Source organism: Streptomyces sp. NPDC086777 (genome assembly GCF_040702065.1).
Taxonomy (GTDB): domain Bacteria; phylum Actinomycetota; class Actinomycetes; order Streptomycetales; family Streptomycetaceae; genus Streptomyces.
The window spans coordinates 36560-62079 of record NZ_JBFBJI010000042.1; the positions used below are offsets into that span (position 1 = coordinate 36560).

Below are 25520 nucleotides of genomic sequence, written 5' to 3' on the forward strand. Positions count from 1 at the left end.
TTTCCGTCGATACGCAATGGTGACCGCACGGACGGGTCGCGTACACCGCCACTTCTGACACTGTTCTGTCATGGCACAGCAAGCGACGCCGGCCCGAACGGCCAGCCTGAGCAGGGCAGTCGGCCAGGAGCCGACGACGGTGAGCGGCGCGGTCCTGCTCCTCCCCGGCGGGGAGGAGGTCTCCGCGCGACGGCCGTCCCTCGTATGGGCGACGGCCTTCGTCCGCGCGCTCGGCCGCCGGCTCGCCCGGGACGGCCGGGACGAGGGACTGGCCGCGCACGTCGTCCACTACCGCTATCGCGGGTGGAACGGCAGCGAGGCGCATCTCGCCGGGGACGCCGACTGGGCGGCCGACGAGGTGGTACGGCGGTACGGCGATGTTCCGGTGTGCCTGCTCGGCGTGGGGATGGGCGGCCGGGCCGCGCTGCGCGCGGGCGGGCACGAGGCCGTCAACTCCGTGGTGTCCATCGCCCCCTGGCTGCCCGAGGACGATGTGGCGGCGCCCGCGGAACCGGTTCGGCAGCTGGTGGGGCGGCGGGTGCTGATCGTGCACGGCACGAACGACGAACGGACCGATCCGGAGCTGTCGTTCCGGCTGGCCTCGCGGGCGAAGAAGGCGAACCGGGAGGTGTGCCGGTTCGAGGTGCACTCGGACGGCCACGGGTTGCACCAGCACCGCGACGAAGTCCTCGCGCTCGCTTCGGACTTCGTGATGGGGGCGTTGTACGGGCGGGCGGTGTCACGGCCGGTGGAGGACGCACTGGCCGCGCCGCCGCCGATCGGGTTGCGGATGCCGTTGGCTGCGGGGTTCGGCAAGTCGTTGCGGAGGGGCTGAGCCCCGTTTCAGGCTGCGGGTGCCTGGTGGGTGCTCACGCGGTTCCTCCCCCAGCCTTCGGCCGGGGGTACCCCCAGCGCCCCTAAGGGGGCGCCCTGTCGCTAGGCCGGGAGCAGGTTGCCCCTTCTTGAGAGGAGGAATCTCTTGAAGGCCGCCACCGGCGGGGTGTCCGGACGGCCCTCCAGCCAGGCCACGCCGATCTCTCTCGCCGCTCTCGGGGCCGTGACCGTGAGTTCCACGACTCCCGGGCGGGGAAAGGCCGGTGGCGGGAGCAGTGCGACCCCCAACCCGGCGGCCACCAGGCCCCGCAGGGTCTCCGCCTCCTCCCCCTCGAAGGCGATCCGCGGCCTGAAGCCCGCCTCCTTGCAGAGGTCGTCCGTGATGCGGCGGAGGCCGTAGCCCGGTTCCAGGGTCACGAAGGTCTCGTCGGCGGCCTCGGCCAGGCGGATGCGCTTGCGGTTGGCCAGCGGGTGGTCGGCGGGCACCACCAGGCGCAGCTTCTGTTCGTCGAGGCGGCGGGCGGCCAGGCCGGGGGCGTCCGGGACCGGCGAGGTGAGGCAGAGGTCCAGCTCGCCCGCGCGCAGCTTCTCGATCATCGCCTCGCCGTAGTTCTGGACGAGACTGAAGCGGATCCGGGGATGGTCGGCACGGAAGGCCTGGAGGAGGCCGGGCACCGTCTCCGCCCCCATGGTGTGCAGGAAGCCGAAGGCCACCTTGCCCGTGGTGGGGTCGGCGTCGGCGCGTACCTCGTCGGCGGCGCGCCGGACCTCGCCGAGGGCGCGCTCGACCGAGGTGAGGAAGGTGCGGCCGGCCGGGGTGAGGGAGACGGTGCGGCCGTGCCGGGTGAAGAGGTCGACGCCCAGGTCCTGTTCCAGGCGGGCCATGGCGCGGGAGAGGGTGGACTGGGGGACGTTCAGCTCCTGGGCGGCCCTGGTGACATGCTCCGTGCGGGCCACGCCGGCGAAGTACGCGAGGCGTGGGGCCAGCAACATCGTCATGTCTTCTGTGTCACTGTCCGGTGACAGGCGCTTCGTGGACCTGTGCTGATGCTCCATGGGAACGATTATGGCGATTCCGTGCATTGGACGGATCAACGACGGGGTCCGTACGTTCAAGGCATGTCTCCCGCCAGTACCGGGGCGTCCACCACCCTGGACGCCGTTCCGTCCGTCCCCGCCTCCGACTCCCGTCTGACCCCGGGCGGTCCCGGCTACCGCCGGATGAGCTTCGCGCTCTTCCTCGCCGGTGTCGCGACCTTCGCCCTCCTCTACTCCACGCAGGCCCTGCTCCCGCTGATCTCGGACGGCTACGGCGTCTCCGCGAGCGACGCGAGCTGGACGGTGGCGGCGGCGACCGGCGGTCTGGCGCTGTTCGTCATCCCGATGAGCGCCCTCTCGGAGCGGTTCGGACGCCGCACGGTCATGACGGCCTCGCTGGCGGTCGCGGTGACCGTCGGACTGCTGGTGCCCTTCGCGCCGTCCCTCGGTGTGCTGATCCTGCTCCGCGGCGTCCAGGGCGCTGCGCTGGCCGGTCTGCCGGCGTCGGCGCAGGCCTATCTGGCCGAGGAGGTCCGGCCGAAGGCGCTGGTCACGGCGATAGGCCTGTTCGTCGCGGGCAACAGCGTGGGCGGGATGAGCGGCCGGGTCATCACCGGCTGGGTCGCACAGGAGTGGGGCTGGCGGGTGGCCGTGGGCACGATCGGCGTGATCGCGGTCGGCTGCGCCGTCGCCTTCCGGCTGCTCCTGCCGGCGCCGCGGCACTTCACGGCGGGTTCGCTGCATCCGCGCCTGCTGCTCGGCACGGTCCGCGACCACCTGGCCGACCCGCTGCTGCGCCGCCTGTACGCGATCGGCGCGCTCTTCATGACCGTCTTCGGCGGCGTCTACACGGTGATCGGCTACCGCCTGACCCAGGAGCCCTTCTCGCTCCCCCAGGGCATCGTCGGCTCGATCTTCCTGGTGTACCTGGTCGGCACGGTGTCCGCGTCGACCGCGGGCCGCCTGGTCGGCCGGCTGGGCCGGCGGGGCGCCCTGTACCTGGCGGGCGGCACCACGGCCACCGGCCTCCTCCTCTCCCTGGCCGACTCGCTCCCGCTGGTCCTGCTGGGCCTGGTCCTGATCACCGCGGGCTTCTTCGCGGGCCACGCGGTCGCCTCCTCCGCCGTCAGCAGGACCGCCACCCGCGGCAGGGCCCAGGCCTCGGCCCTCTACCAGTCCGCGTACTACATCGGGTCCAGCGCGGGCAGCACGGTGGGCGCGCTGGCCTTCCACGCGAACGGCTGGTCAGGCACGGTCGGCGTGGGCCTGCTCGCGATCCTGGGCGTCGTGACCATCACGGTCCTGGGCTCCGTGGCAGCCCGCCGCACCCTCCTGGCCAACGCCCACTGACGCGCCCCGAAAGGGGGCGCGGGTAACTGCGCGACAAGCCACGACGGCGCCGCACCCGCCCACCGACAGCACTACCCGAGTTGGTGGGCGCACCCCATCCCACCTGCACGTTTCCTCACTCCGGGCGCCTTTGTCAGTCCCCTGCGCTAGCTTCGAGTGCTGAAGCGCAACGGCGCGCGAACAGGAACGGCCACAGGGGTGGGTGGACGGAAATGAGCAACGGCACGGCGACGGCGGACCTCGACGTCGCACTGGAGAAGCACCGGACCGAGCTGACGGGGTACTGCTACCGCATGCTCGGCTCGTCCTTCGAGGCCGAGGACGCGGTCCAGGACACCCTGGTGCGGGCCTGGCGGAGCTACGAGAAGTTCGAGGGCCGCTCCAGTCTGCGCTCGTGGCTGTACCGGATCGCGACGAACGTGTGCCTGGACATGCTCACCGCGGGCAACAAACGGGCCCGGCCGATGGACCTCAGCGAGTCGACGCCGCTGGCCCGGGCGGCGCTCTCGCCGCGGCCCGACAACACCTGGCTGGAGCCGGTGCCGGACGCCCGCGTGCTGCCGACGGTGGACGACCCGGCGGAGGCGGCCGTGGCCAAGGAGTCGATCCGGCTGGCCTTCATGGCCGCGCTCCAGCAGCTGCCGCCCAAGCAGCGGGCGGTGCTGATCCTGCGCGAGGTGCTGGCCTGGCGGGCCAACGAGGTGGCCGAGCTGCTCGGCACCACGGTCGCCTCGGTCAACAGCGCGTTGCAGCGGGCCCGGGCCACGCTGGCCGAGCAGCGGCAGTCCGGCGCCGCCGCCGAGGTCTCCGACCCGCTCGACGAGGAGCAGCAGAAGCTCCTGGAGCGCTATGTCGCCGCCTTCGAGGGCTACGACATGACGGCTCTGACGGCGCTCCTCCACGAGGACGCCATCATGACGATGCCGCCGTTCGACCTGTGGCTCACCGGCCACGACGACATCACCGGCTTCATGACCACCATCGGCTCCGCCTGCGAGGGCTCGCGGCTGTTCCCGGTCCGGGTCAACGGCCTGCCCGGCTTCGCCCAGTACAAGCCCGACCCGGACACCGGCGGCTGGAGCCCCTGGGCCGTCCAGGTCCTGGAGATCTCAGACGGCCGGCTGACCGGGTTCCACTTCTTCCTCGACACCAAGCGGTGGTTCCCGCTCTTCGGCCTCCCCCTCCATCTGGATTCCGAGTCCGACGAACCGGAGCAGGGAGCGTAGGGCGGGGTCGCAGTTCCGCAGTCGTATCCGCCCGCCGGCCCGGCGGGCGGACAGCTCCAGGCGGGCCAGCAGGTCGACGGCCGCGAGGCCCGGCGGCCCGAGACCGCCGACGTCGCAGACGACGACGCGGCTGCCGGCCCCGGCCTCGCCCGCCCCGAGCAGCTCACGTACGTCGTGGCAGAGCCCCGGCACCTCGTCCCTGACGACGGGGCCCGACAGCACGAGCACGGCGGGGGTCACGGCATCCACGAGCGGTAGACCGAACCGGGCCCTGCAACTCATCGGTAGGTGCGGTGCGCCCCCGCGCGGCCGCGCAGATCACAAGGATCACAAAGTTGACCTGCGCCTGACCCGCACCAGAGGGTTAGATGTATGTCCCACAGACCAGCACCCTCCCGGATACCCGACGGCCTCGCGCATGCCATGGGGGTCCCGTGCAAGGGGTGCTGAGCGGTTTCGCGGTGATCGCGATCGTCATCGCCGTCGGCTACGCCCTCGGCCGCGGCGGCCACCTGGGGGAGAACGGCCGCGAGGTCCTCACCAAGCTCGCCTTCCACGTCGCCTCCCCCGCCCTGCTCTTCACCACGCTCGCCAGGGCCGACCTGGCGGTCGTCTTCTCCAGCCGTCTCCTGGTGACGGCCCTGAGCACGGCCGCGGCGGCGGGCGCGTTCGTGGCGGTGGGTGTCGCACGGGGCTGGGGCGTGGGCCGTACGACGATCGGCGCGCTCTGCTCCAGCTACGTCAACTCCGGCAACCTCGGCATCCCGATCGCGGTGTACGTACTGGGCGACGCGTCCCTGGTGGCCCCGGTGCTGCTGTTCCAGGTGGTGCTCCTCACCCCGGTCGCTCTGACGGTCCTCGACCTGTCGGGCGCGGGCGAGAAGGGCCCCTGGTGGCGCCGCCTGCTGACCCCGCTCCGCAACCCGATAGCCGTGGGCTCCCTGTCCGGCGTCGCGGTCTCGGGTCTCGCGATCCACGTCCCCGGCCCGGTCATGGACCCTCTGACGCTGATCGGCAACATGTCCGTCCCGGCGGTGCTGCTGGCCTTCGGCATCTCCCTGCGCGGCAGCAGACTCCCCGGCCGGGGCCGCGAACGCCACCCGGTTCTCCTGTCCGTCGCCCTGAAGTCGGTGGGCCAGCCGCTGGCTGCCTGGGCCCTGGCGTCGGCCGTCTTCGACCTGCACGGCGCGCCTCTGCTGGACGTGACGGTGACCTCGGCACTGCCGGCCGCGCAGAACCTGTACACGTACGCCAGCACCTACCACGTCGGCGAGGAACTCGCCCGCGACTCGATCCTGCTGTCGACTGTGCTGTCGGTGCCGGTGCTGGTGGTGGTGGCAGCGCTGCTGGGGTGACGGGCCGGTCAGCCGACGGGGAACTCGCCGGTGTCGATCGTGAGGCCGAACGGCTCCGGCAGCGTGATGGGGTCGCCGAACTTGACGGCGCTGAGCACCCGGTAGACGTCGCCCTTCGGCTCGCCGTAGAGCGTCGCGGTGGGGCCGCCGGGGGCCCAGCGGTCGATCAGGAGGTAGAGCGGGATGCTTGCGGTGGCGCAGGCAGCGGCCTTGCTGATGCGGTCGTGCCGGGCGTTGGACTTGGAGGTGACCTCGACGACGAGTTCGGCGAGGGCGGCAGGGATGTGGGAGTCCGCCTCCACACAAACCTGCACAGGTGCCACGAGCAGGTCCGGGATGAGCATGCCCAGACGCGAAGGTACCTCGACGGCCTGAGTCTGGAAGATCTCCAAGTCGTCGGGTAGCACGCTGTAGAGGCGGCGTTGGATGCGCGCCGCGATCACGTTGTGGCGGGAGGCGGGAGCAGGTGACACGGTGATGATCCCCTCGATGATCTCCACCTTGCTGCCCTCGGGCCATTCCATCTCCTCCCAGTACCGGACGAGTTCGTCCCAGTTCTGGTCGGGGTCCTGGCCCACGGTGAGTGCGCTCATGGCGGTCTCCTTCGGCTGCGTCACCGATCCCAGCATGCCGAACGGGACCGGCGGAGGTCCACCGGTCCCGTTCACCCGAAAGAAGAAACACCTGGTCAGGCGATACGTTCCAGCACCACCGGCGACGCCGTGAAGGCTGTACCCGCCGCCGCGATGTCGTACGACCCCTCGATCGCCTGGAGCGCGTACTCGAAGCGCTCCGGGGTGTCCGTGTGCAGGGTGAGCAGGGGCTGGCCCGCGGTGACCGTGTCGCCGGGCTTGGCGTGGAGTTCGACGCCGGCGCCCGCCTGCACCGGGTCCTCCTTGCGGGCGCGGCCCGCGCCGAGGCGCCAGGCGGCGACGCCGACACCGTAGGCGTCGAGGCGGGTCAGGACACCCGAGGAGGCGGCCTTCACCACGTGCTGCTCCTTCGCCACCGGCAGCGTCGCGTCCGGGTCGCCGCCCTGGGCCGCGATCATCCGGCGCCAGACGTCCATCGCCGAACCGTCGGCCAGCGCCTTCGCCGGGTCGGCGTCGTGGATGCCCGCCGCCGCCAGCATCTCCCGGGCCAGGGCGATCGTCAGCTCGACGACGTCGGCCGGGCCGCCGCCGGCCAGCACCTCCACCGACTCGCGGACCTCCAGGGCGTTGCCGGCCGTGAGACCGAGGGGGGTGGACATGTCGGTGAGGAGCGCGACCGTCTTCACGCCGTGGTCGGTGCCGAGGCCCACCATGGTCGAGGCCAGCTCACGGGCGTCCTCGATGGTCTTCATGAAGGCGCCGGTGCCGACCTTCACGTCCAGGACCAGGGAGCCGGTGCCCTCGGCGATCTTCTTCGACATGATCGAGGACGCGATCAGCGGGATCGCCTCGACCGTGCCGGTGACGTCGCGCAGCGCGTACAGCTTCTTGTCGGCAGGGGCCAGGCCGTCGCCCGCCGCGCAGATCACCGCGCCGGTGGTGTCGAGTACGTTCAGCATCTCCTCGTTGGAGAGCAGGGCGCGCCAGCCGGGGATGGACTCCAGCTTGTCCAGGGTGCCGCCGGTGTGGCCGAGGCCGCGGCCGGAGAGCTGCGGGACGGCCGCGCCGCAGGCCGCCACCAGGGGCGCGAGCGGGAGGGTGATCTTGTCGCCGACGCCGCCCGTGGAGTGCTTGTCGGCCGTCGGACGGGACAGGGAGGAGAAGTCCATGCGCTCGCCGGACGCGATCATCGCGGCGGTCCAGCGGGCGATCTCGCGGCGGTTCATGCCGTTGAGGAGGATGGCCATCGCGAGCGACGACATCTGCTCGTCGGCGACCTCGCCGCGCGTGTACGCGTCGATGACCCAGTCGATCTGGTGGTCGCTGAGCTCACCGCGGTCCCGCTTGGTGCGGATGACGGAGACGGCGTCCATGGTGGCCATGGCGTTCCCTTCGAGAAGTGCGATGCGTACGGCCCCTCCCAACCGGAAGGGGCCGTACGGGATTACTTGGTGAGATGGGCCGGGCCGAAGGCCTGGGGCAGCATCTCGGAGAGGGGCAGGACGCCCTCCGGGGTGTCCAGGAGGAGCTCCGGGCCGCCGAACTCGTAGAGCAGCTGGCGGCAGCGGCCGCACGGGACGAGGAGGGCGCCCGTGCCGTCCACGCAGGTGAAGTGCGTGAGCCTGCCGCCGCCCGTGCGCTGCAGCTCGGAGACGAGTCCGCACTCGGCGCACAGGCCGAGTCCGTACGAGGCGTTCTCCACGTTGCAGCCGGAGACCGTACGGCCGTCGTCGACCCGGGCGGCGGCCCCGACCGGGAAGCCGGAGTACGGGGCGTAGGCGTGGGACATGGCCTCCCGCGCCCCGGCCCGCAGGGCCTCCCAGTCGAAGCCGGCGTCCTCGGCGGTCACTTGCCCTGTCCCTTCCGGTACGGCAGGCCGTCCGCCTTCGGCATCCGCAGGGACTGCGCGGACAGCGAGAGGACGAGGAGGGTGACGATGTACGGGGTCGCGGTCACCAGCTGACGCGGGACGTCGTCGGTGGTGGCGTACCAGACGAACATCAGGACCGAGATGACGGTCGTGATGACGGCCGGGACGTACTTCTTCTTCCACGCCAGGTAGCCGGCGCCGAACACCAGCAGGATCGCGAGGAGCAGGATCAGCGCGTGGACGTTCACCGTGCCGCCGCGCAGGTTGAGGCTGTCGGTGTAGCCGAACAGGCCGGCGCCGAGGGCGAGGCCGCCCGGCATCCAGTTGCCGAAGATCATCGCGGCGAGGCCGATGTAGCCGCGGCCGGCGGTCTGGCCGTCGAGGTACACGTTGGAGGCGACGATGGAGAGGAAGGCGCCGCCGAGGCCGGCGAAGCCACCGCTGATGATCACCGCGATGTACTTGTACTTGTAGACGTTGACGCCGAGGGACTCGGCCGCGACCGGGTTCTCGCCGCAGGAGCGCAGCCGCAGGCCGAAGGCGGTACGCCACAGGACCCACCACGTGATCGGTACGAGGGCCACCGCGATCACCGTCAGCGGGGAGAGGTCGGTCAGCAGACCGCCGACCAGGCCCGCGATGTCGGAGATGAAGAACCAGTGCTTCTGGTTGAGCGTGTCCAGCCAGTCGGACAGGCCCGGGACGCTGAACGTGCCGAGTGAGTCGATCGGCGGGGACTGCTTGGAGGAGCCGCCCTCGGCGTTCTCGAAGGTGAACTTCGAGAGGTAGCGGGTGGCGCCCAGGGCGAGGATGTTCAGGGCCACACCGGAGACGATGTGGTTGACGTTGAAGGTGACGGTGGCGACGGCGTGCAGCAGGGCGCCGAGCGCGCCGCCGAGGATGCCGAAGACGACGCCGACCCAGGGGCCCCACTGGTAGCCGGCCCAGGCGCCGAACCAGGTGCCGAGGATCATCATGCCTTCGAGGCCGATGTTGACGACGCCCGCGCGCTCGGCCCACAGACCGCCGAGACCGGCGAGGCCGATCGGGACGGCGAGGCGCAGCGCGGTGGACATCTGGCCGGTCGAGGTGATGCCCTCGGCGCCGGTGATGATGCGCACGGCCGAGGTGAGGACCAGTACGCCGGCGATGACCAGCAGGAGTACCGGGAGCGACATTCGGCGGCCGCCCCTGCCGGGCTGCTTCGCCTGCGGCTTGGCGATGGTCGCGGTGGACATCAGGCCGCCACCTCCTTCTTGGTGTTCTTGGCGGCGGCCGCGGCGAGCTCCGCGCCGACCTGGCGCTGCTGGCGGCGCAGACCCCACTGCCGTACGGCTTCGTAGGAGATGACGACGGAGAAGACGATCAGGCCCTGCATGATCGTGGCGATCTCCTTCTCGTACGCCACCGGGGTCGCGTAGTCGAGGGCGGGCGAGGCCTTGTCGAGGAAGGCCCACAGCAGGGCGGCGAAGGCGATGCCGCCCGGGTTGTTGCGGCCGAGCAGGGCGATGCCGATGGCGGTGAAGCCGAGGCCGGCCGGGAAGTCGAGGCTGTAGGTGTGGGAGTCGCCGAGCAGCAGCGGGAGGCCCGAGAGGCCGGAGACGGCGCCGGAGATCAGCATGGACAGCAGGACCATGCGCTTGGCGTCGACGCCGGAGGCGGCCGCGGCGGACTCGGAGGCGCCGGTGGCGCGCAGGTCGAAGCCGAAGCGGGTGCGGTTGAGGACGACCCAGTAGCCGATGCCGAGGGCGATGGCGACGAAGACCATGCCGTAGATCTCGCCGACGTCGGAGCCCAGGTTGATGCCGGGGAACCAGCCGGACTTCTTCATCACGCCGGTCGTCATGTTGTTGCCGACCTGGACACCCCACACGTTCGAGAGGGTGACGTAGCCGATGACGCTGGTGGCGATGGCGTTCAGCATGATCGTGGCGACGACCTCGCTGACCCCTCGGGTGACCTTGAGGACGCCCGCGATACCGGCCCAGAAGGCGCCGGTGAGCATGGCGACCAGGAGCAGCATCGGGATCTGCAGGAAGGCGGGCAGGCCCACGTTGGCGCCGACCACGGCCGTCATCACGGCGGCGAGGCGGTACTGGCCGTCGACGCCGATGTTGAACAGGTTCATCCGGAAGCCGAGGGCGACCGCGATGGCCGCGATGTAGTACATCGCCGCCTGGTTGATGATCAGGACCTGGATGTCCGAGTACGGCAGCTGCTGGAGCATGAGCACGTACGGCTCGAACGGGTTGCGGTTCGAGGCGAGCAGGACGATCGAGGTCAGGGCGATCGCGAGGACGAGCGCGATGACCGGGCCGGCCAGCGCGAGGAGCACCCGCTCCTTGTCGAACTTCTTCATCGGGCCTCGTCCTCCGGGCCGTCGGCGCCTTCGTGTCCTTCTGGGGCGGTGTCTACGTGTTCCAGGTGGCCGGACGCGGCACCCGTCATGGCGGAGCCGAGCTCCTCCGGGGTGATGGTGGCCGGGTCGGCGTCCGCGACCAGCCTTCCGTCGAAGATCACCCGCAGGGTGTCCGACAGGCCGATCAGCTCGTCCAGGTCGGCGGAGATCAGCAGCACGGCCAGGCCCTCGCGGCGGGCCTCCCGGATGCGGTCCCAGATCTGCGCCTGGGCGCCGACGTCGACGCCGCGGGTGGGGTGGGCGGCGATCAGGAACTTCGGGTGGTGGCTCATCTCGCGGCCGACGATCAGCTTCTGCTGGTTGCCGCCGGAGAGGGAGGCGGCGGTGACGTCGATGCCGGGGGTGCGGACGTCGTACTCCTCGACGATCCGGCGGGTGTCGGCCTGGGCGCCCTTGATGTCCAGCCAGAAGCCCTTGGCGTTGGGCTTCTCGGTGACGTGGCCGAGGATGCGGTTCTCCCAGAGCGGGGACTCCAGGAGCAGGCCCTGGCGGTGCCGGTCCTCGGGGATGTAGCCGACGCCGGCCTCGCGGCGCTTGCGGGTGCCCCAGGGGGTGACGTCCTCGCCGAGGAACTCGATGGTGCCGGAGTCGGCGTTGCGGGTGCCGATGAGCGCGTCGATCAGCTCGGTCTGGCCGTTGCCCTCGACTCCGGCGATGCCCATGACCTCGCCGGCGTGGATGGTGAAGGAGACGTCGTCGAGGACGCGCTTGGCGGCGCCGGGGGCGGTGGCCTCGTCCAGGACGTCACCGCGGGCGGTGGCACCGGAGGAGCCGACGGTGGCGGTCTCGGGCTGCGCGCCGACCTCGCCGAGCGAGGGGCCGCTGGCGTGGACGGTGAGGTTCTTCACCGTGATCACGGCCTTGTCGGTGACCGTGGACTCGGCGGTCTCCGGGGTGGGCAGCTCGCTGCCGACCATCAGCTCGGCGAGCTGGCGCGGGGTGGTCTCGGACGGGATCGCCGTGCCGACCGTGGTGCCGCGCCGGATGACGGTGATGTCGTCGGCGACGGAGAGCACCTCGCCGAGCTTGTGGGAGATGAAGATGACCGAGAGGCCCTCGGACTTCAGCTCGCGCAGGTTGTCGAAGAGCGCGTCGACCTCCTGCGGGACGAGGACCGCGGTGGGCTCGTCGAGGATCAGGGTCTTGGCGCCGCGGAAGAGGACCTTGAGGATCTCCACGCGCTGCCGGTCGGCGACGCCGAGGTCCTCGACGAGGGCGTCCGGGCGGATGCCGAGGCCGTACCGGTCGGAGATCTCCCTGATCTTCTTCCGGGCGTTGCCGCCGATGCCGTACAGCTTCTCGCTGCCGAGCACGACGTTCTCGAGGACGGTCAGGTTGTCCGCCAGCATGAAGTGCTGGTGGACCATGCCGATGCCGCGTGCGATGGCGTCGGCCGGGGACGAGAAGGAGACCTGCTCGCCGTCGATCGCGATGGTGCCCTCGTCCGGCTTCTGCATGCCGTAGAGGATCTTCATCAGGGTCGACTTGCCGGCTCCGTTCTCGCCCACCAGGGCATGGACGGTGCCCTTGCGGACGGACAGGTGGATGTCGTGGTTGGCTACGACACCCGGGAATCGCTTGGTGATCCCCGCCAGCTCGACCGCGGCTGTCGTCTCTGCGGTGAGCGGAGGGCTGCTGGACGCGTCGATGGCGCACTCTCCTCGGAAAAGGGGTCACTCTACGCGCGTAGCGCCCCTGCTTTAAATAGTGCCCGGACCCGACCGAGCTTTTTCGACTCTCGATCCGTTCCGAGCATTCTGCCGCGCGAACGAGGGTTGCCCCTGCCACCGGTCCCCGGGACCCCCGACCGGCCGGCCGGACCCGCACCCGAGCTTCCTGACCGAACTCTCGGGTCCGCGCCCGCGACCCCGTCGAGGTCCCGGATCCATGACAGGGGGCGCGGGAAGAACATCCTTCCCGCACCCCGTTCCGTGGCCGTAACGCTGCCATTACAGCGTTCTTTTGACCATGCCTACGACAAGGTCATGACCCCTGGGTCAGGAGGTCTTGACCGTGATCGAGCCGTCCTTGATGCCGGCCTCGGCCTTCTTGAGCGCGGCCTGCAGGGCGGCGTTGTTCTTGAAGACCGGGTTGGAGTCGGCCAGGCCGACGCCGCCGTTGTTCAGGGAGCCGCGGATCTCGCCGGACAGCGGCTTCTTGTCCTTGATGACGGACTTGGCGAGGTCGTAGACCGCGCCCTCGACGTTCTTGAGGGCCGAGGTCAGGATGTAGTTCTTGTACTTCGACAGCGCGGCCTGGTTGTACTGGTCGGAGTCGACGCCGATCGCCCACACCTTGTGCGCGGCGGCGGCCTTGATGACGCCCTGGCCGGAGAGGCCGGCGGCGGCGTAGACCACGTCGGCGCCCGCGCCGATCTGGCCCTCGGCGGCGGCCTCGCCCTTGTCGGGGCTGGAGAAGCCGCCCTCCTGGGCGGTCTGGGTCAGGTACTGGGCCTTGACCGTGATGTTCTTCTTGGTGGCCTTGACGCCCTGCTCGAAGCCGGCCTCGAACTTGTGGATCAGCGGGACGTCCACGCCGCCTATGAAGCCGACGGTGTTCGACTTGGTGGTCAGCGCGGCGGTGACGCCGGCCAGGTACGAGGACTGCTCCTCGTGGAAGACCATGTCCGCGACGTTGCTCGCCTGGTCCTGGTTGTCGTCGATGATGCCGAAGGTGACCTTCGGGAACTTCGCGGCGGCTTCCTTGACGGCGGGCGCGTAGGCGAAGCCGACACCGATCACCGGGTTGTAGCCGGACTTGGCGAGGGTCTCCAGCCGCTGCACCTTGTCCGCGTCCGACTCGCCGTCCTGCGGCTCGATGTCGCGGCCGGTGACGCCGAACTCCTTGTTGGCCTTCTGGAAGCCGGCGTACGCGGCGTCGTTGAAGGACTGGTCGCCCTTGCCGCCGACGTCGTAGGCGAGACCGACACCCTTGGACGCGCCGGCCTTGCCGGTGGACGAGCTGGACGAGCTGCCGCACGCTGAAACGGTGACGGCAAGGGCTGCGGTTGCAACGCCCGCAACGGCGATTCGGGACACCCGGCGCATGGAACGAGACTCCTTCGTGCAAGCGCCCAAACCAGGCGCTGGTTCCGCGGCAGCGTAACGCGCGTAGACCAGACGGAAAACCCCCAATGTCCGGTCCGTTATCTAGCTGTGGCCACAGTCACCGTCAAGGCTACGGACAGCAGTGCGCCCCTTGCAGGAGGCAAGGGGCGCGGGGGCTGCCACGACGTGCGGGCGGCCGTACCGTTCGGTACGGCCGCTCACCCGGCGACTCATATATGTCGCATTACTTCGTGTTGACGGTGACCTTGCCGTCGATGATGTCCTGCTTGGCCTTGTCCACGGCCGCGACGACCTTGGTCATGGCCTTGTACTTCGGGTTGGTGTCCGCGAAGCCGACGCCGCCGGACTTCAGGGTGCCCTCGACGGTGCCGCTCTCCGGCTTGCCGTCGTAGACCGACTTCACCAGGTCGTAGACGGCGCCGCCGACGTTCTTCAGCGCCGAGCCGAGGATGTAGTCCTTGTACTTGGCGAGGGCGTCCTGCGCGTACTGGTCGGAGTCGACGCCGATCGCCCAGACCTTGTCGGCGGCGGCGGCCTCGATCACGCCCTGACCGGACAGGCCGGCCGCGTGGTAGATGACGTCCGCGCCGGCGTCGATCTGACCCTGGGCGGCGGTCTTGCCCTTGTCCGGGCTGGAGAAGCCGCCCTCGGCCGCGGTCTGCGTCAGGTACTGCGACTCGATCTTGATCTTCGGGTTGACGGACTTGGCGCCCTGGTCGAACCCGGCCTCGAAGGTGTGGATCAGCGGGATGTCCACGCCGCCGATGAACCCGATGTGGTCCTTCTTGGTCGCGGAGGCGGCCGCGACACCGGCCAGGTACGAGGACTGCTCGGCCGCGAAGACCATGTCGACGACGTTCTTCGCCTGGATCGTCGAGTCGTCGATCATGCCGAACGTGATGTTCGGGTACTTGGCGGCGACCTCCTTGACGGCGGGCGCGTAGGAGTAGCCGACCCCGATGATCGGGTTGTAGCCGGCCTTGGCGAGCGTGTCGAGGCGCTGCACCTTGTCGGCGTCGGACTCGCCGTCCTGCGGCTCGATGTCCCGGCCGCCGATGCCGAACTCCTTCTCGGCCTTCTCGAAGCCGGCGAACGCGGCGTCGTTGAAGGACTGGTCGCCCTTGCCGCCGATGTCGTAGGCGAGGCCTATGCCCTTGCCGTTGTACTTGCCGGACGAGTTGGTGCTGGTCGCACCGCTGTCCGAGCTGGACTTGCCGCACCCGGCGGCCGCGAGGGCGATGACGGCAACGGTCACCGCAGCTTGGGAGAACCGAGTCCTCCGACCCGAGATATGACGCACAGCAAGCACCCCTTCGTCCCCACGGCACCGTCCCCGGCCCGCTTCCCCAACCGTCCACCCACGGTGGCGATTTCGGCGCACAGTAACGCGCGTAGAAGGGGAGGGGAACGGGGTTTCTCCGGGCCGTTATCGAACCGTGCCGACTCCGGGTTACAAGCGGCCGCCGCCGGTTACGGCGGGGTGACACAAGGGGGCGAAGGGGTACCGACCGGGCACCCCTTCGCCCCCTGTGGGACTTGCGTGGCTTGCGGGGAGAGCGACCGTTTCTCCCGCCGTCCGCCATGCCGTCCGAAAGGACCGCCGCCGCTCCGGCTACATGGTCGCGTCGATCAGGGCGGCGGCCGTGAACAGCTCCACCCCGACGGTGATCGCCCGCTCGTCGGCGTCGAAGTCACCCTGGTGCAGGTCGCGCACGGTCCGCTCGCCCGGCGTGCGCACCCCGAGCCGCGCCAGGGCGCCCGGCACGTGCTCCAGGTACCAGGAGAAGTCCTCGCCGCCGAGGCTCTGCTCGGTGGTCTCGATGGAGTCGGTACCGCGCCGGGCGGTCATCGCGTCCCGCAGCAGTTCGGTGATCACCGGGTCGTTGACGACCGGCGGCACCCCGCGCACGTAGTTGATCTCGGACTTGGCGCGGTGCATGGTGGCGACCTCGTCGATCGCGGCGTGCACGACGTCCGGCGCGGTCCGCCAGGCCTCCAGGTCCAGGCAGCGCACGGTCCCGGACAGCTCGGCGTGCTGCGGGATCACGTTCGGCGCGTGCCCGCACTCGATCCGGCCCCAGGTCACGGCCAGCCCGCTCCGGCTGTCCACGCGCCGCCCGATGAGCGCCGGCACGTCGACGGCCACCCGGGCGGCGGCGGTGACCAGGTCGGTCGTCAGATGCGGCCGCGCGGTGTGCCCGCCGGGCCCGTCCAGCGCGACCTCGACCCGGTCGCAGGCGCTGGTGATGGCACCGGTCCTGAGCCCGATCCGCCCCACGTCCACGCGGGGGTCGCAGTGCACGGCGATGATCCGCCCCACCCCGTCCAGCACCCCGGCCTCGATGGCGTCGGCGGCGCCGCCGGGCAGCACCTCCTCGGCGGGCTGGAAGAGCAGCCGTACCGGCCGCGGCAGCTGTCCCTTCGCGTGCAGCTCGGCGAGAACCAGTCCGGCGCCCAGCACCACTGTCGTATGCACGTCATGCCCGCAGGCGTGCGCGCGGTCCGGCACGGTGGACCGGTACGAGCACTCGGTCTTCATGTCCGGGATGGGCAGGGCGTCGATGTCGGCCCGCAGGGCGAGCACCGGAAGCCCGTCCCCGACCGGCCCGATGTCACAGATGAGTCCGGTCCCCGCCGGGAGGACGCGCGGCCGCAGGCCGGCCTTCTCCAGCCGTTCCTTGATGGCGGCGGTGGTGCGGAACTCCTGGTTTCCGAGCTCGGGGTGCATGTGCAGGTCGCGGCGGAAGGCGACGAGTTCGGCGTGCAGTTCCTCGCTGAGCACGCCGGGGAGCACAGCCCCGGGGAGGTCGGCCTCGGTCTCTAGGGACATCAATTGGTTCACCCTCTGAAGGGTAGGACGCCCGAAGGGTCAACTGACCCGAGATCAACAAAAGTTCAGCCCGTTAGGGGAAGAAAATCTGACCGCGAACGCATGACCTCGGACGTGGCTGGGTAACACATATGTTTCCTCTTCCACGGATACCACGCCTGACGACGATCACGCCCCTCGTGTCCACCCACCGGAACGGGACCGGGCCGCCACCGCGACTTCGCCACACGGGCCCCGCCCGCCCGGTAGCGTGCGCGACCGTGACGGACCCGGAGACGACCGACTTCATACAGACCACCCGTACGTCCTACGACACGATCGCCAAGGACTACTCCGCCGCCTTTCCCGGCATCCCGGACCTACCGGTAGACATGTCCATGATCGCCGCCTTCACCGCGCTGGTGAAGGCGAACGGCACCGCCCCCGTGGCCGACCTGGGCAGCGGCCCCGGCCACATCACGGCCCACCTGAACGACCTGGGTGTCCAGGCCTTCGGCATCGACCTCTCGCCGGCCATGGTCACCCTGGCCCGCGAGGCCCACCCCGCCGTGCGCTTCCACCGGGGCTCGATGACCTCCCTGGACCTGCCCGACGAGACCCTCGGCGGCATCCTCGCCCTCTACTCGATCATCCACGTCCCCGACGACCACCTCCCGGCGACCTTCGCCGGCTTCCACCGCGTGCTGGTCCCCGGCGGCCACGTCCTGCTGTCCTTCCAGAAGGGCGAGACACCCGGCCTCCACCTCACCGAACGCTTCGGCCACGAGATCGACCTGCGCTACTACTGGCGCCCCGCGTACGCGGTGGGCGACATGCTCGCCAAGGCGGGCCTGGACGTGGCGGCGACGCTGATCCGGGAGCCGGTGGCGTCGGAGACGCGGCCGCGGGCGTTCGTCCTGGCCCGCAAGCCGGGCTGACCGGACACCGGGCGGCGTCACTCCTGGGTGCGCTGCACGCACCCCGTGACGACGTCCCGCAGGCTCGCGGAGCCCGACAGCAGCTCCCGCTGCTCGTCGGCGCCGTTGCCGCACCGCAGCAGCCGCGCCACGCCCTCCTCCACGGCCGCCAGGTCACCGCTGCCGGCGAGGGCGTCCCGGGTGTGCGCGAGCAGCGACTCCAGTACAGCGGGGGCCGCGCGGGGCCGCATGGTGCCGGGATCGAGCAGTTCGCCGCCGAGCCCGGACCGTGCGGCCCGCCAGCCCGCCAGCCGCTGCAGCCCCACCCCGTGGTCGACGGGCTCCCGCCCGGCACGCCACTCCCGCGCGGCCGTCTCCACCAGCGCGCGGGCGAGGGTCGCCACGAGCACGGCGGTCCCGGCCCGCAGGCAGACGTCCGCGACCCTGATCTCCACGGTCGGATAGCGCCGGGCCAGCCGGGCGTCGAAGTACGCCATCCCCTCGTCCAGGATCACTCCGGTGGCCACCATGTCCGCCACCAGCCGGTGGTACCGCTCGGCGGACCTGAAGAGCTCCACCGGACCGGCGGACGGCCAGCGCGACCACACCCGGCTGCGGTAACTGGCGTAGCCGGTGTCGCTGCCCTGCCAGAAGGGCGAGTTCCCGCTGATCGCGATGAGCACCGGCAGCCACGGCCGGATGCGGTCGAGGACCTCCACCCCCTCCTCGTCGGACTCCACGGCGACGTGCACGTGGCATCCGCACACCAGCTGCTCCCGGGTGGCGATGCCGTACTGCTCGGCCAGCCACTGGTACCGCGGGTTCACGCTGATGGAGGGACTGACGGGCAGCGGCGACGAGGCCAGCGCGACGACGGCACACCCCAGCTCCCCGGCCAGCCGGGCGGCCTCCTTGCGGCACCGGACGATCTCCTCCCCCAGCTCCGCCATGTCCGACTGCGGATGGGTGGCGAACTCCAGCATCTGCCCGTAGAGCTCCTTCTCGAACACGTCCTGCCCCGGATCCACCAGCGAGGCCCGCGCCAGCACGGCCGGGGCCGACGCCTTGGGCTCACCCGACGCCGGGTCGACGAGAAGAAGCTCTTCCTCCACTCCGACGGTACGCACAAAGCCGCCCTCCGTCCGCGCCGCGCCCGTTCGCGGCAGGCTGCACACCCCGACTTCCCAGCCGGAGCGACCGGACACCTGCCGCCGCGCCACCCGCGCCCGCCGGCGGGGCACCGGACCGCCACCGGCACACCGTCCGCGGCTCCGAGGACGCCACCGGCGCCCTGGTCTCGGCCGAGAGGTCAGGCCAGGCCGGCCGCGATGGCGCGGCGCACGGCGTCGGCCCGGTCCCGGATGTCGGCCTTGGCGAAGAGGTTGTTGATGTGCGTCTTGACGGTCGCCTCGCTCACGAAGAGCTTCTCCGCGATCGCGCGGTTGGGCAGACCCTGGCCGATCAGGGTGAGCACCTCGCGTTCGCGGGGCGTGAGATCCGCGGGCAGCTGCGGCCCGGACGCCGTCGGCCTGGCGCGGACCGTGGCCAGCAGCCGGTCCTGGACCTCGCGGTCCAGGACCGACTGTCCCGCGGCGGCGGCGCGGATCGCGCGGACGATGTCCTGGCGTCCGGCGTTCTTCGTCAGATAGCCGCGGGCGCCCGCGCCGAGGGCCGCCAGGATGGAGTCGTCGTCGGCGAACGTGGTGAGCACGACGACGGCCACCTCGGGGTGTTCGCCGCTCAGCCTGCGGGTGGTCTCGATTCCGTCGAGCACGGGCATGCGCAGGTCCATCAGCACGACGTCCACGGGACCGGCGGCGACCGCGTCCAGCACGCCGTTGCCGTCCGCGGCCGCCGCGACGACGTCGATGTCCTCGGCCAGGCCCAGCACCGCGGCGAGCGGTTCGCGGACGGCGGCCTGGTCGTCGGCGACGACCACGCGCAACGGCCGGGAGTTCTCGGTGGGTTCACTCATCGCGGGATCACTGCCTCCACTTGCCAGCCGCCCTGGTCCGGTCCGTCGGTGACCGGCCCCGCGGTGAGGGTGCCACCCAGCAGGGCGACGCGTTCGCGCATTCCGATCAGCCCCATTCCGCTGCCGACCGCCGCGTTCACCGTACGGGTGGCGGGCCCGTTGCGGATCGTCAGCGCCGTCGCGGAGGCCGCGAAGGCCAGCTCCACCCGCACCCGACCGCCCGGGGCGTGGCGCGCGGCGTTGGTCAGGGATTCCTGGGCGATCCGCAGCAGGTTCTGGGTCACCCGGGCCGGTACCTCCACGGGGGTGCCGCAGACGGTCAGGGCGTCGCGGTGGCCGGACGACTCGAGCATCGCGGTGAGGGTCTCCACCAGCGGCAGCGAGTCCTCGCGGAGCGCGTGGACGGTCCACTGCGCCTGCTTCAGGCTCTCCTTGACGAGGCTGTGGGCCTTGTCGTTGACCGCCCTGACCTTCTCCAGGTCGCCGGTGTCGAGCAGCGCGTCGGCCAGTTCCAGCTGCATGTTGATCCCGGCCAGCGTGTGCGCCAGGACGTCGTGCACGTCCCGGGCGATCCGGCCGCGCTCGGCGAGCACGGCGGCCTGCGCCTCGGCCCGGGCGGCGCGCTCCGCGCTCTCGGCCGCCGACAGCGCGGCGTCCACGGCCTGGTGCTGGACGCGGTTGAGCATCCCGATCAGGACCGGTGCGCCGGTGGTGAGACCGACGGCCCAGGGCAGCAGGTGGTGGCCGGGTCCGATCTCGAAGTACAGGACGCCGCCGCAGAGCAGGCTGCAGGCCAGCGCCAGGACGAGGGCCTGTCTGGTCGGCAGCCGGTATCCGACGTGACCGGAGAGGAAGAAGGCGAAGAGGTAGCCGGATCCGCTGTGGCTGGCGCCGATCAGGGCGGCCGCCGCGAGGATGCCCAGCGACAGCCAGACGACGGCGGCGCGCGGCGGGACCGTGCCCGGGGGCAGGCCCCGGGCCAGCAGCGCCGCGCAGTTCACCACGAACAGGACCGCGACCAGCAGCCCCGGTCCGCTGACGCCCATCGGCCGGATCGTCAGGGCCCCGCTGACGATGACCGCCACGGTCAGGGCCCACTGCGCCCGGGGGTCCCGGCCCGGGATCGGCCGGGGCGCGGCCGACGGGGGCGGGACCTGTCCGGGCGAGGAGGCGGTCTCGGCGGTGGGCACGGCCAGACCATAACTCACGGTCGGACCGCGACGCGGTTCGAGGCGGGGGCGGGCTGCCCGGCGGTCAGCATCCGGCTGCGGACGAAGATCGTGGCCAGCCGGGTGACGACCTCGGTGAGCGCCATCAGGACGAAGGCCGCCACCCATGCCTGGTCGCTGGTGATGTGGTGGGCGAGGCTGAACCGGGCGACGTCGTCGGCGCCGCCGTGCTCGGTCCACAGCTGGAAGCCCATCCGGGCCCCCATGCCGAGCACCCACAGGATCGCGGAGACCGCGCCCGCCTTGATCAGGGTGTGCTCGCCCACGGTCCTGACCCGGGTGTAGACGCCGCCGGCGATGCCGAGGACGGCGCCGGCGCCCACGAGCGCTCCGACCAGGATCAGGTCGTTGCCCGCGGTGGGAACGGAGTCGAGGTACGTGTGGGCCACGTAGGCCACGATGCCCAGCGGGATCAGGAAGGTCTTGAGGTCGAGCCGGTCTTCCCGCAGCTGCCGGAAGACGACGAGGATGAGCGCGATGTCGGTGATCCACTCGGTCGTTGTCATGCCCCCAAGCCTGCTGTCACAGGGCCCCGCGACGCCTGGACCCATGGGTGGAACCAGGGGTGGAGAACCTGGACCGGACGCCGGCCGAGGAGACGGGACGCCGAGGAGGCGGGACTAGCTGCGCAGCATCACCACGAGCAGGACCACCAGGGCGATCAGGAGCGCGGCGCCCACCGATGCCAGGGTGATCTTCAGTGCGCTGTACGGCCGTTCCCCGATGACCTCGCCGGTGCGGGCGTTGACCATCACCGGCCATGCCCGGCCGGCGTGGAGGTAGGTCAGGAACCAGACCGGCAGCAGCACCAGCTTGTAGGTGAGGCCGCTGTAGGCGGTGGACATCGAGTGCACCCGCTGCTCGTCGCCGCCGATGTCCCGCCGGCAGTCGGCCCGGATCACCGGGGCCATCCGCGCCTTCGCCGACTCCAGGCCGGCCTCCGGCTCGACGTCGTACCGGACGGTGCGGAAGCCCGCCAGGTACTCCTCCTGGTAGGGGACCGTCTCCTGCAGCGGCCAGGGGGCCAGCTTGTCCAGTTCCGTCACCGGCACCTGGCCGCTGCCGGGCACCAGCACGTCGTCGAAGAACCGGCCGACCGTCCCGGACGCGTGGTGCCAGCGGGTGTGCCGCACCCGGCGGGTGTTGCCCTCGGAGTCCTCCTCCTCCACCCAGTAGTGCTCACCGCGTTCGCCGGTGTAGTGGGTGGTGGTCTGCGCGTCGTACGTCCAGTGCGGCAGGTAGCTGCCGCGGAAGGTCTCCGCCTCGGTGACCTTCTTCAGTTCGTCGGGCGCGAACCAGCGGGACGTGGTCCACTTCGCCAGCGCCGCACGGGCCTGCTCACGGCCGACTCCGAAGGGCAGCACCGCCTCGGGCACCACGCGCTCCGTGCCGGAGGCGTCCGAGACCAGCGGCGTGGCGCAGAACTGGCACCTGTCGCTGAGCGTGTCGCTCTCGGTCACCGCGTGGCAGCCGGGGCACGTGTACACCTTCACCCGGTCCGGCGCTGCCGCCCGGCGGGGCAGCGCGGCCAGCTCCTCGATCGGGTGCTCGGTCACCTGCCGGGGTACCGGCGTGATGCCCTGCTCGTGCCTGCAGTACGGGCAGCGCAGCGCGTAGGTCCCGGGCGCGTACTCGCTGACCCCGCCGCACGCCTCGCACTGGAACGCCCGGTCGGGCGCCGGCTGGACGTCCTGATCCGTCAACTCGCTTCTCCGATCTCAGGCCTGCGGCGGCAGCGGCGGCGGGACGTCGGCGAACAGCGGAGCGAGCTCCGGGACCTGGTCCGCGGGCTGCCAGGCGGCCTGCCCGCTGCGCCAGACCAGCGTGGTCCGGGTCAGGTTGCCGGCCGCCACCTGCCCGGCCAGGGCGCTCTCGTCGTACGGGCCCTGCTGCTGTCCGCCGACCGCGATGAACCAGCGGGGCGCGGTGGGCAGCGGCGGCGGGACCGCGGCGGTGGCCGCACCGGACGTGCTCTGCGCGATCTGCCGGCCCAGCGCCATGCCCACGCCGAGCCCGACGGCGTCGCCGCCGGTACCGGGGTTGGCGGCGGCGAGCGGGATCGCGTCGGCCGCCTGGAGCTTGGCGTAGTCGTCGAGGTTGCCGGTGATCGCCATCCGGGAGCGGGTGTCGATCGCCGCCTCGACCTCCGGCGGGACGCTGATGTTCTCGATGTAGAACCGGGGGATCGCGATGCCGGTGGCGGACAGCTCCAGGGTCAGTGCCTTGGCCAGCTGCTGCCCGATGCCGTCCTGCCGGGCGGCGAGGTCGAGCAGCGGCACGCCGGAGGCGCCGAGCGCGGAGCCCAGCTTGGAGACGATCAGCTGACGCAGGTGCTCGCCGACCTCCTCGGTGCGGAACTGCGGGTCGGTGCCGACGAGTTCGCGCAGCAGCGCGGCGGCGTCCACCACCTGGGCGGCGAAGGTGCCGAAGGCACGGACCCGGACCATGCCGAACTCGGCGTCCCGCAGGATCACCGGGTTCTGGGTGCCCCACTTGAAGTCGGTGAACTGCCGGGTGGTGACGAAGTAGACCTCGGCCTTGAACGGCGACTCGAAGCCGTGCTTCCAGCCCTTCAGGGTGGACAGGACCGGCATGTTCTGGGTGGAGAGGGTGTACGTGCCGGGCTGGTAGACATCGGCCAGCCGGCCCTCGTTGACGAAGACGGCCACCTGCGACTCGCGCACCACGAGCCGGGCGCCCATCTTGATCTCGTTGCCGTAGCGCGGAAAGCGCCACACGATGGTGTCCCGGCCGTCGTCGGTCCACTCGATGATGTCGATGAACTCACCGCGGATGCGGTCCATCAGCCCCACAGCAATCCCCCACACTCCGTGCGGCAACCAAACGAACAGCCGACAGTATGCCCAATACGGTCAGCGCGGCTACGGGCGGGCGCACACCCCGGACCCGCCCGCAGCCCGGTGGGTTCAGCGGCCGCCGTCGCGGTGGGACCGCCTCACTTCCACGGCGCGTTGAACGCCCGCCCCGGTACCGGCTTGGCGATCAGCGCGACCGGGACGAAGAAGTTGACCTGGCCGATCACGAACATCAGGGTGGCGAGGGCCTTGGGCTCGTAGTGTTCGGCCGCCTGTGCGTACAGCTCGTCGGAGACGCGCTCGCCGTCCGCCGGGGGCCGGAGCACCGCCTCGACGAGGGCCAGCGCCGCGCGCTCCGCCGCTGTGAAGTACGGCGAGTCCTGCCAGGACGCCACCGACGTGATCCGCTCCTCCGGCTCCCCGGCCTTGCGCAGGAACCCCGTGTGCAGGACGGTCAGGTACGTGCTGCCGACGATCTGGCCGGCCCGGAGCTGGACCAGGCCGATCGTGGGCCGCGGTACCGAGCCGTTGCCGGTGACCCGGAACAGTGCCGCCGACACCTCCGCCAGCTCGGGGACGAGCTGCGCGGGGTCGTCGGACATCCGGGGGGTCATCGGAACCGCTGCCGTGATCGATCGTGCTTCCATCGCCGTCTCCTCGGTGAGCGCTGTCGGGTCGCTGTCACCGCACTGACGGAACGGAACGGGGAGATGTGACCGCGACGGCGCGCCCGCCCGCGGCAGGGCCGTGACCGCCGTCACCCGAGCCCGGCCGGGGCCCCTCCGGTGGGCGGCTCGTGGCCCGCGCCCTCGCGGACCGCGCGGCGCTCGCCGTGCGGACGACGGCTTCCCCCGGACCGCGGGCGGCGGCCCGGAGGTCAGGCCGGGCCCGCGACCGCCGCCAGCCGGTGGACGTCCTTCGCCGTCCCCGTGACCCCGGACAGGAAGCCCTGGGCGCGCGGGGACGCGTTCTCCGTCAGCCATGCCGGGTCGATGTCGCAGACGGCCACCCGGACGCCCGTGCCGGCCAGGGCCAGCGGGAGGGTGTGCACGACCGTCGAGGGGAAGCTGAGGATCGTACGGCCTATGGGGCCGCGGCGGGCGATCAGTTCCAGGGGGAGGTCCGGGCGGACTATCTCCAGGCCCGTCTCGGCCGCCAGCCGGTGGAGTTTCTCGGTGCTCTCGCGGCGGTGCGCGAAGTAGCGGGTCGCGCCGTGCGCCTTGGCCAGGGTCTGGACGGCCTCCAGGTAGCGGTCGCCGTCCACGACGCCCGTCTCCACCAGGGAGGTGCCGACCATGTCGGCGCCCTTGGTGATGCGCGGCGGGCCGAAGCGGGCGCGGGTCCAGCCGAAGTCGTTCGCGGTGACCGTCACCCCGGCCGGCGTCTCCGTCACCGGCATGGAGGAGAAGACCTCCACCCGGCGGTGGGCGCTCGGGGTGAGGCGGCGGCGGGCGGAGGAGGAGACCGGCGCGAAGAGCAGGTCCCGGGCACCGGGCCGGCCGCCCTTGCGGTGCCAGCGGACCAGGCGTTCCCCGCGCGCCAGCTGGGCCACGAACTCCATCGTCGCCGTGCCGTCGTCGACCACGACCAGGTCACGGGCGCGGGTGATGGTCAGGAGCAGTTGCACGTAGCGGGAGAACGGGTCTCCCATCACGATGCGGTCGGCCCGGCGGAGCGGGCCCGCCAGGCCGCCGATCGTGTGGAAGGGTGCGGCGGTACCGCCCCGTGCTTCCTCCCAGCGGACCCGGTATCCCTCGTCCCGGGCCAGGTCCGCCATACGGCGCAGCTGGCCCCGGGTCATGGGGTCCGTCGGGGACAGGACGACGACAGTGAGCTCCGCGCCGGGTGCAGATATGCCGGTTGCCGAGCGCCGTACCTGTCCGGGTACGGCCGGCACGGGGTCCGCCGCCCCGCGCAGGGCGTGGACGTGCGCCCACTCCAGCACGTTCAGCAGCTGCACCGGACTCTCGACGAAGGCGAGTGTGTGGGGGCCGGCGTTCCCGGCGCGGGGGCTCATCGAC

24 protein-coding genes are annotated in these 25520 nt (G+C 71.3%); 5 read left to right on the forward strand and 19 right to left on the reverse strand.

Annotated elements, in window-relative coordinates; translation table 11 throughout:
- Positions 1-70: 70 nt before the first annotated feature.
- Positions 71-835, forward strand: coding sequence for a prolyl oligopeptidase family serine peptidase (locus tag AB0472_RS38285; protein ID WP_366363673.1), 765 nt, complete (start codon positions 71-73; stop codon positions 833-835).
- 101 nt (positions 836-936) lie between these two features.
- Here the strand turns inward: AB0472_RS38285 and AB0472_RS38290 are convergent, their stop codons facing one another.
- Positions 937-1890, reverse strand: a complete 954-nt coding sequence (locus AB0472_RS38290) for a LysR family transcriptional regulator (RefSeq protein ID WP_366363675.1) — start codon at positions 1888-1890, stop codon at positions 937-939.
- Between the two features lie 63 nt (positions 1891-1953).
- On the opposite strand from AB0472_RS38290, the gene AB0472_RS38295 reads away from it, so the two are divergent.
- Positions 1954-3222: an MFS transporter gene (locus tag AB0472_RS38295; protein ID WP_366363677.1), complete on the forward strand. Its 1269-nt coding sequence runs from the start codon at positions 1954-1956 to the stop codon at positions 3220-3222.
- 212 nt (positions 3223-3434) lie between these two features.
- Entirely contained in the window at positions 3435-4448 is a 1014-nt protein-coding gene (locus tag AB0472_RS38300) for a sigma-70 family RNA polymerase sigma factor (RefSeq protein WP_366363679.1), read from the forward strand.
- On the opposite strand, the gene AB0472_RS38305 is transcribed toward AB0472_RS38300, so the two are convergent.
- On the reverse strand, positions 4332-4730 hold the full coding sequence (locus AB0472_RS38305) for an STAS domain-containing protein (RefSeq protein WP_366363681.1): 399 nt from the start codon (positions 4728-4730) through the stop codon (positions 4332-4334). The two genes, AB0472_RS38300 and AB0472_RS38305, sit on opposite strands and share 117 nt — an antisense overlap.
- A 152-nt stretch (positions 4731-4882) precedes the next feature.
- Between AB0472_RS38305 and AB0472_RS38310 the strand changes: the two genes are divergently transcribed.
- Positions 4883-5803, forward strand: coding sequence for an AEC family transporter (locus tag AB0472_RS38310; RefSeq protein WP_366363683.1), 921 nt, complete (start codon positions 4883-4885; stop codon positions 5801-5803).
- Positions 5804-5811: 8 nt separating this feature from the next.
- Here AB0472_RS38310 and AB0472_RS38315 read toward each other — a convergent pair whose 3' ends face one another.
- The 9 genes from AB0472_RS38315 to AB0472_RS38355 all read right to left on the reverse strand — a co-directional run bounded on the left by AB0472_RS38315 (position 5812) and on the right by AB0472_RS38355 (position 16583).
- Positions 5812-6396, reverse strand: a complete 585-nt coding sequence (locus AB0472_RS38315) for a Uma2 family endonuclease (protein WP_366363685.1) — start codon at positions 6394-6396, stop codon at positions 5812-5814.
- Positions 6397-6491: 95 nt separating this feature from the next.
- Positions 6492-7769, reverse strand: coding sequence for a thymidine phosphorylase (locus AB0472_RS38320; protein ID WP_366363751.1), 1278 nt, complete (start codon positions 7767-7769; stop codon positions 6492-6494).
- A gap of 71 nt (positions 7770-7840) precedes the next feature.
- Positions 7841-8245 (reverse strand): cytidine deaminase, encoded by a 405-nt coding sequence (locus tag AB0472_RS38325; protein ID WP_366363687.1) that lies wholly within the window; start codon positions 8243-8245, stop codon positions 7841-7843.
- Positions 8242-9504, reverse strand: a complete 1263-nt coding sequence (locus AB0472_RS38330; RefSeq protein ID WP_366363689.1) for an ABC transporter permease — start codon at positions 9502-9504, stop codon at positions 8242-8244. The genes AB0472_RS38325 and AB0472_RS38330 overlap by 4 nt, the downstream gene beginning before the upstream one ends.
- Complete coding sequence (locus tag AB0472_RS38335; protein ID WP_366363690.1) at positions 9504-10625, reverse strand: ABC transporter permease; 1122 nt, start codon at positions 10623-10625, stop codon at positions 9504-9506. The genes AB0472_RS38330 and AB0472_RS38335 overlap by 1 nt, the downstream gene beginning before the upstream one ends.
- Entirely contained in the window at positions 10622-12334 is a 1713-nt protein-coding gene (locus AB0472_RS38340) for an ABC transporter ATP-binding protein (RefSeq protein WP_366363753.1), read from the reverse strand. The genes AB0472_RS38335 and AB0472_RS38340 overlap by 4 nt, the downstream gene beginning before the upstream one ends.
- Before the next feature lie 348 nt (positions 12335-12682).
- Entirely contained in the window at positions 12683-13732 is a 1050-nt protein-coding gene (locus AB0472_RS38345; protein WP_366363692.1) for a BMP family ABC transporter substrate-binding protein, read from the reverse strand.
- Between the two features lie 244 nt (positions 13733-13976).
- Entirely contained in the window at positions 13977-15008 is a 1032-nt protein-coding gene (locus AB0472_RS38350) for a BMP family ABC transporter substrate-binding protein (protein ID WP_366363693.1), read from the reverse strand.
- Between the two features lie 357 nt (positions 15009-15365).
- On the reverse strand, positions 15366-16583 hold the full coding sequence (locus AB0472_RS38355; protein WP_366363695.1) for a M20 family metallopeptidase: 1218 nt from the start codon (positions 16581-16583) through the stop codon (positions 15366-15368).
- Between the two features lie 260 nt (positions 16584-16843).
- On the opposite strand from AB0472_RS38355, the gene AB0472_RS38360 reads away from it, so the two are divergent.
- Positions 16844-17500 (forward strand): class I SAM-dependent methyltransferase, encoded by a 657-nt coding sequence (locus AB0472_RS38360; protein ID WP_366363697.1) that lies wholly within the window; start codon positions 16844-16846, stop codon positions 17498-17500.
- A gap of 17 nt (positions 17501-17517) precedes the next feature.
- Here AB0472_RS38360 and AB0472_RS38365 read toward each other — a convergent pair whose 3' ends face one another.
- The 8 genes from AB0472_RS38365 to AB0472_RS38400 all read right to left on the reverse strand — a co-directional run bounded on the left by AB0472_RS38365 (position 17518) and on the right by AB0472_RS38400 (position 25516).
- Positions 17518-18606: a glutamate--cysteine ligase gene (locus tag AB0472_RS38365; protein WP_366363699.1), complete on the reverse strand. Its 1089-nt coding sequence runs from the start codon at positions 18604-18606 to the stop codon at positions 17518-17520.
- A gap of 182 nt (positions 18607-18788) precedes the next feature.
- On the reverse strand, positions 18789-19454 hold the full coding sequence (locus AB0472_RS38370; protein ID WP_366363701.1) for a response regulator transcription factor: 666 nt from the start codon (positions 19452-19454) through the stop codon (positions 18789-18791).
- Positions 19451-20500 (reverse strand): histidine kinase, encoded by a 1050-nt coding sequence (locus AB0472_RS38375; protein ID WP_366363755.1) that lies wholly within the window; start codon positions 20498-20500, stop codon positions 19451-19453. Before AB0472_RS38375 ends, AB0472_RS38370 begins: the two co-directional genes overlap by 4 nt.
- 158 nt (positions 20501-20658) lie before the next feature.
- Positions 20659-21189 (reverse strand): hypothetical protein, encoded by a 531-nt coding sequence (locus tag AB0472_RS38380; protein ID WP_366363702.1) that lies wholly within the window; start codon positions 21187-21189, stop codon positions 20659-20661.
- Between the two features lie 114 nt (positions 21190-21303).
- Positions 21304-22386, reverse strand: a complete 1083-nt coding sequence (locus tag AB0472_RS38385) for a hypothetical protein (RefSeq protein ID WP_366363704.1) — start codon at positions 22384-22386, stop codon at positions 21304-21306.
- A 15-nt stretch (positions 22387-22401) separates the two neighbouring features.
- Positions 22402-23496, reverse strand: coding sequence for an SPFH domain-containing protein (locus AB0472_RS38390; protein ID WP_366363706.1), 1095 nt, complete (start codon positions 23494-23496; stop codon positions 22402-22404).
- A 143-nt stretch (positions 23497-23639) separates the two neighbouring features.
- On the reverse strand, positions 23640-24146 hold the full coding sequence (locus tag AB0472_RS38395) for a carboxymuconolactone decarboxylase family protein (protein WP_366363708.1): 507 nt from the start codon (positions 24144-24146) through the stop codon (positions 23640-23642).
- Positions 24147-24376: 230 nt separating this feature from the next.
- Entirely contained in the window at positions 24377-25516 is a 1140-nt protein-coding gene (locus AB0472_RS38400; protein ID WP_366363710.1) for a hypothetical protein, read from the reverse strand.
- Between the last annotated feature and the right edge of the window lie 4 nt (positions 25517-25520).

Coding starts and splice junctions, on each gene's coding strand:
- AB0472_RS38305 (WP_366363681.1), bottom strand. CDS start 4,730: ATGAGTTGCAGGGCCCGGTTCGGTCTACCGCTCGTGGATGCCGTGACC.
- AB0472_RS38290 (WP_366363675.1), bottom strand. CDS start 1,890: ATGGAGCATCAGCACAGGTCCACGAAGCGCCTGTCACCGGACAGTGAC.
- AB0472_RS38345 (WP_366363692.1), bottom strand. CDS start 13,732: ATGCGCCGGGTGTCCCGAATCGCCGTTGCGGGCGTTGCAACCGCAGCC.
- AB0472_RS38330 (WP_366363689.1), bottom strand. CDS start 9,504: ATGTCCACCGCGACCATCGCCAAGCCGCAGGCGAAGCAGCCCGGCAGG.
- AB0472_RS38400 (WP_366363710.1), bottom strand. CDS start 25,516: ATGAGCCCCCGCGCCGGGAACGCCGGCCCCCACACACTCGCCTTCGTC.
- AB0472_RS38380 (WP_366363702.1), bottom strand. CDS start 21,189: ATGACAACGACCGAGTGGATCACCGACATCGCGCTCATCCTCGTCGTC.
- AB0472_RS38320 (WP_366363751.1), bottom strand. CDS start 7,769: ATGGACGCCGTCTCCGTCATCCGCACCAAGCGGGACCGCGGTGAGCTC.
- AB0472_RS38300 (WP_366363679.1), top strand. CDS start 3,435: ATGAGCAACGGCACGGCGACGGCGGACCTCGACGTCGCACTGGAGAAG.
- AB0472_RS38295 (WP_366363677.1), top strand. CDS start 1,954: ATGTCTCCCGCCAGTACCGGGGCGTCCACCACCCTGGACGCCGTTCCG.
- AB0472_RS38335 (WP_366363690.1), bottom strand. CDS start 10,625: ATGAAGAAGTTCGACAAGGAGCGGGTGCTCCTCGCGCTGGCCGGCCCG.
- AB0472_RS38355 (WP_366363695.1), bottom strand. CDS start 16,583: ATGTCCCTAGAGACCGAGGCCGACCTCCCCGGGGCTGTGCTCCCCGGC.
- AB0472_RS38375 (WP_366363755.1), bottom strand. CDS start 20,500: ATGGGCGTCAGCGGACCGGGGCTGCTGGTCGCGGTCCTGTTCGTGGTG.
- AB0472_RS38315 (WP_366363685.1), bottom strand. CDS start 6,396: ATGAGCGCACTCACCGTGGGCCAGGACCCCGACCAGAACTGGGACGAA.
- AB0472_RS38285 (WP_366363673.1), top strand. CDS start 71: ATGGCACAGCAAGCGACGCCGGCCCGAACGGCCAGCCTGAGCAGGGCA.
- AB0472_RS38395 (WP_366363708.1), bottom strand. CDS start 24,146: ATGGAAGCACGATCGATCACGGCAGCGGTTCCGATGACCCCCCGGATG.
- AB0472_RS38370 (WP_366363701.1), bottom strand. CDS start 19,454: ATGAGTGAACCCACCGAGAACTCCCGGCCGTTGCGCGTGGTCGTCGCC.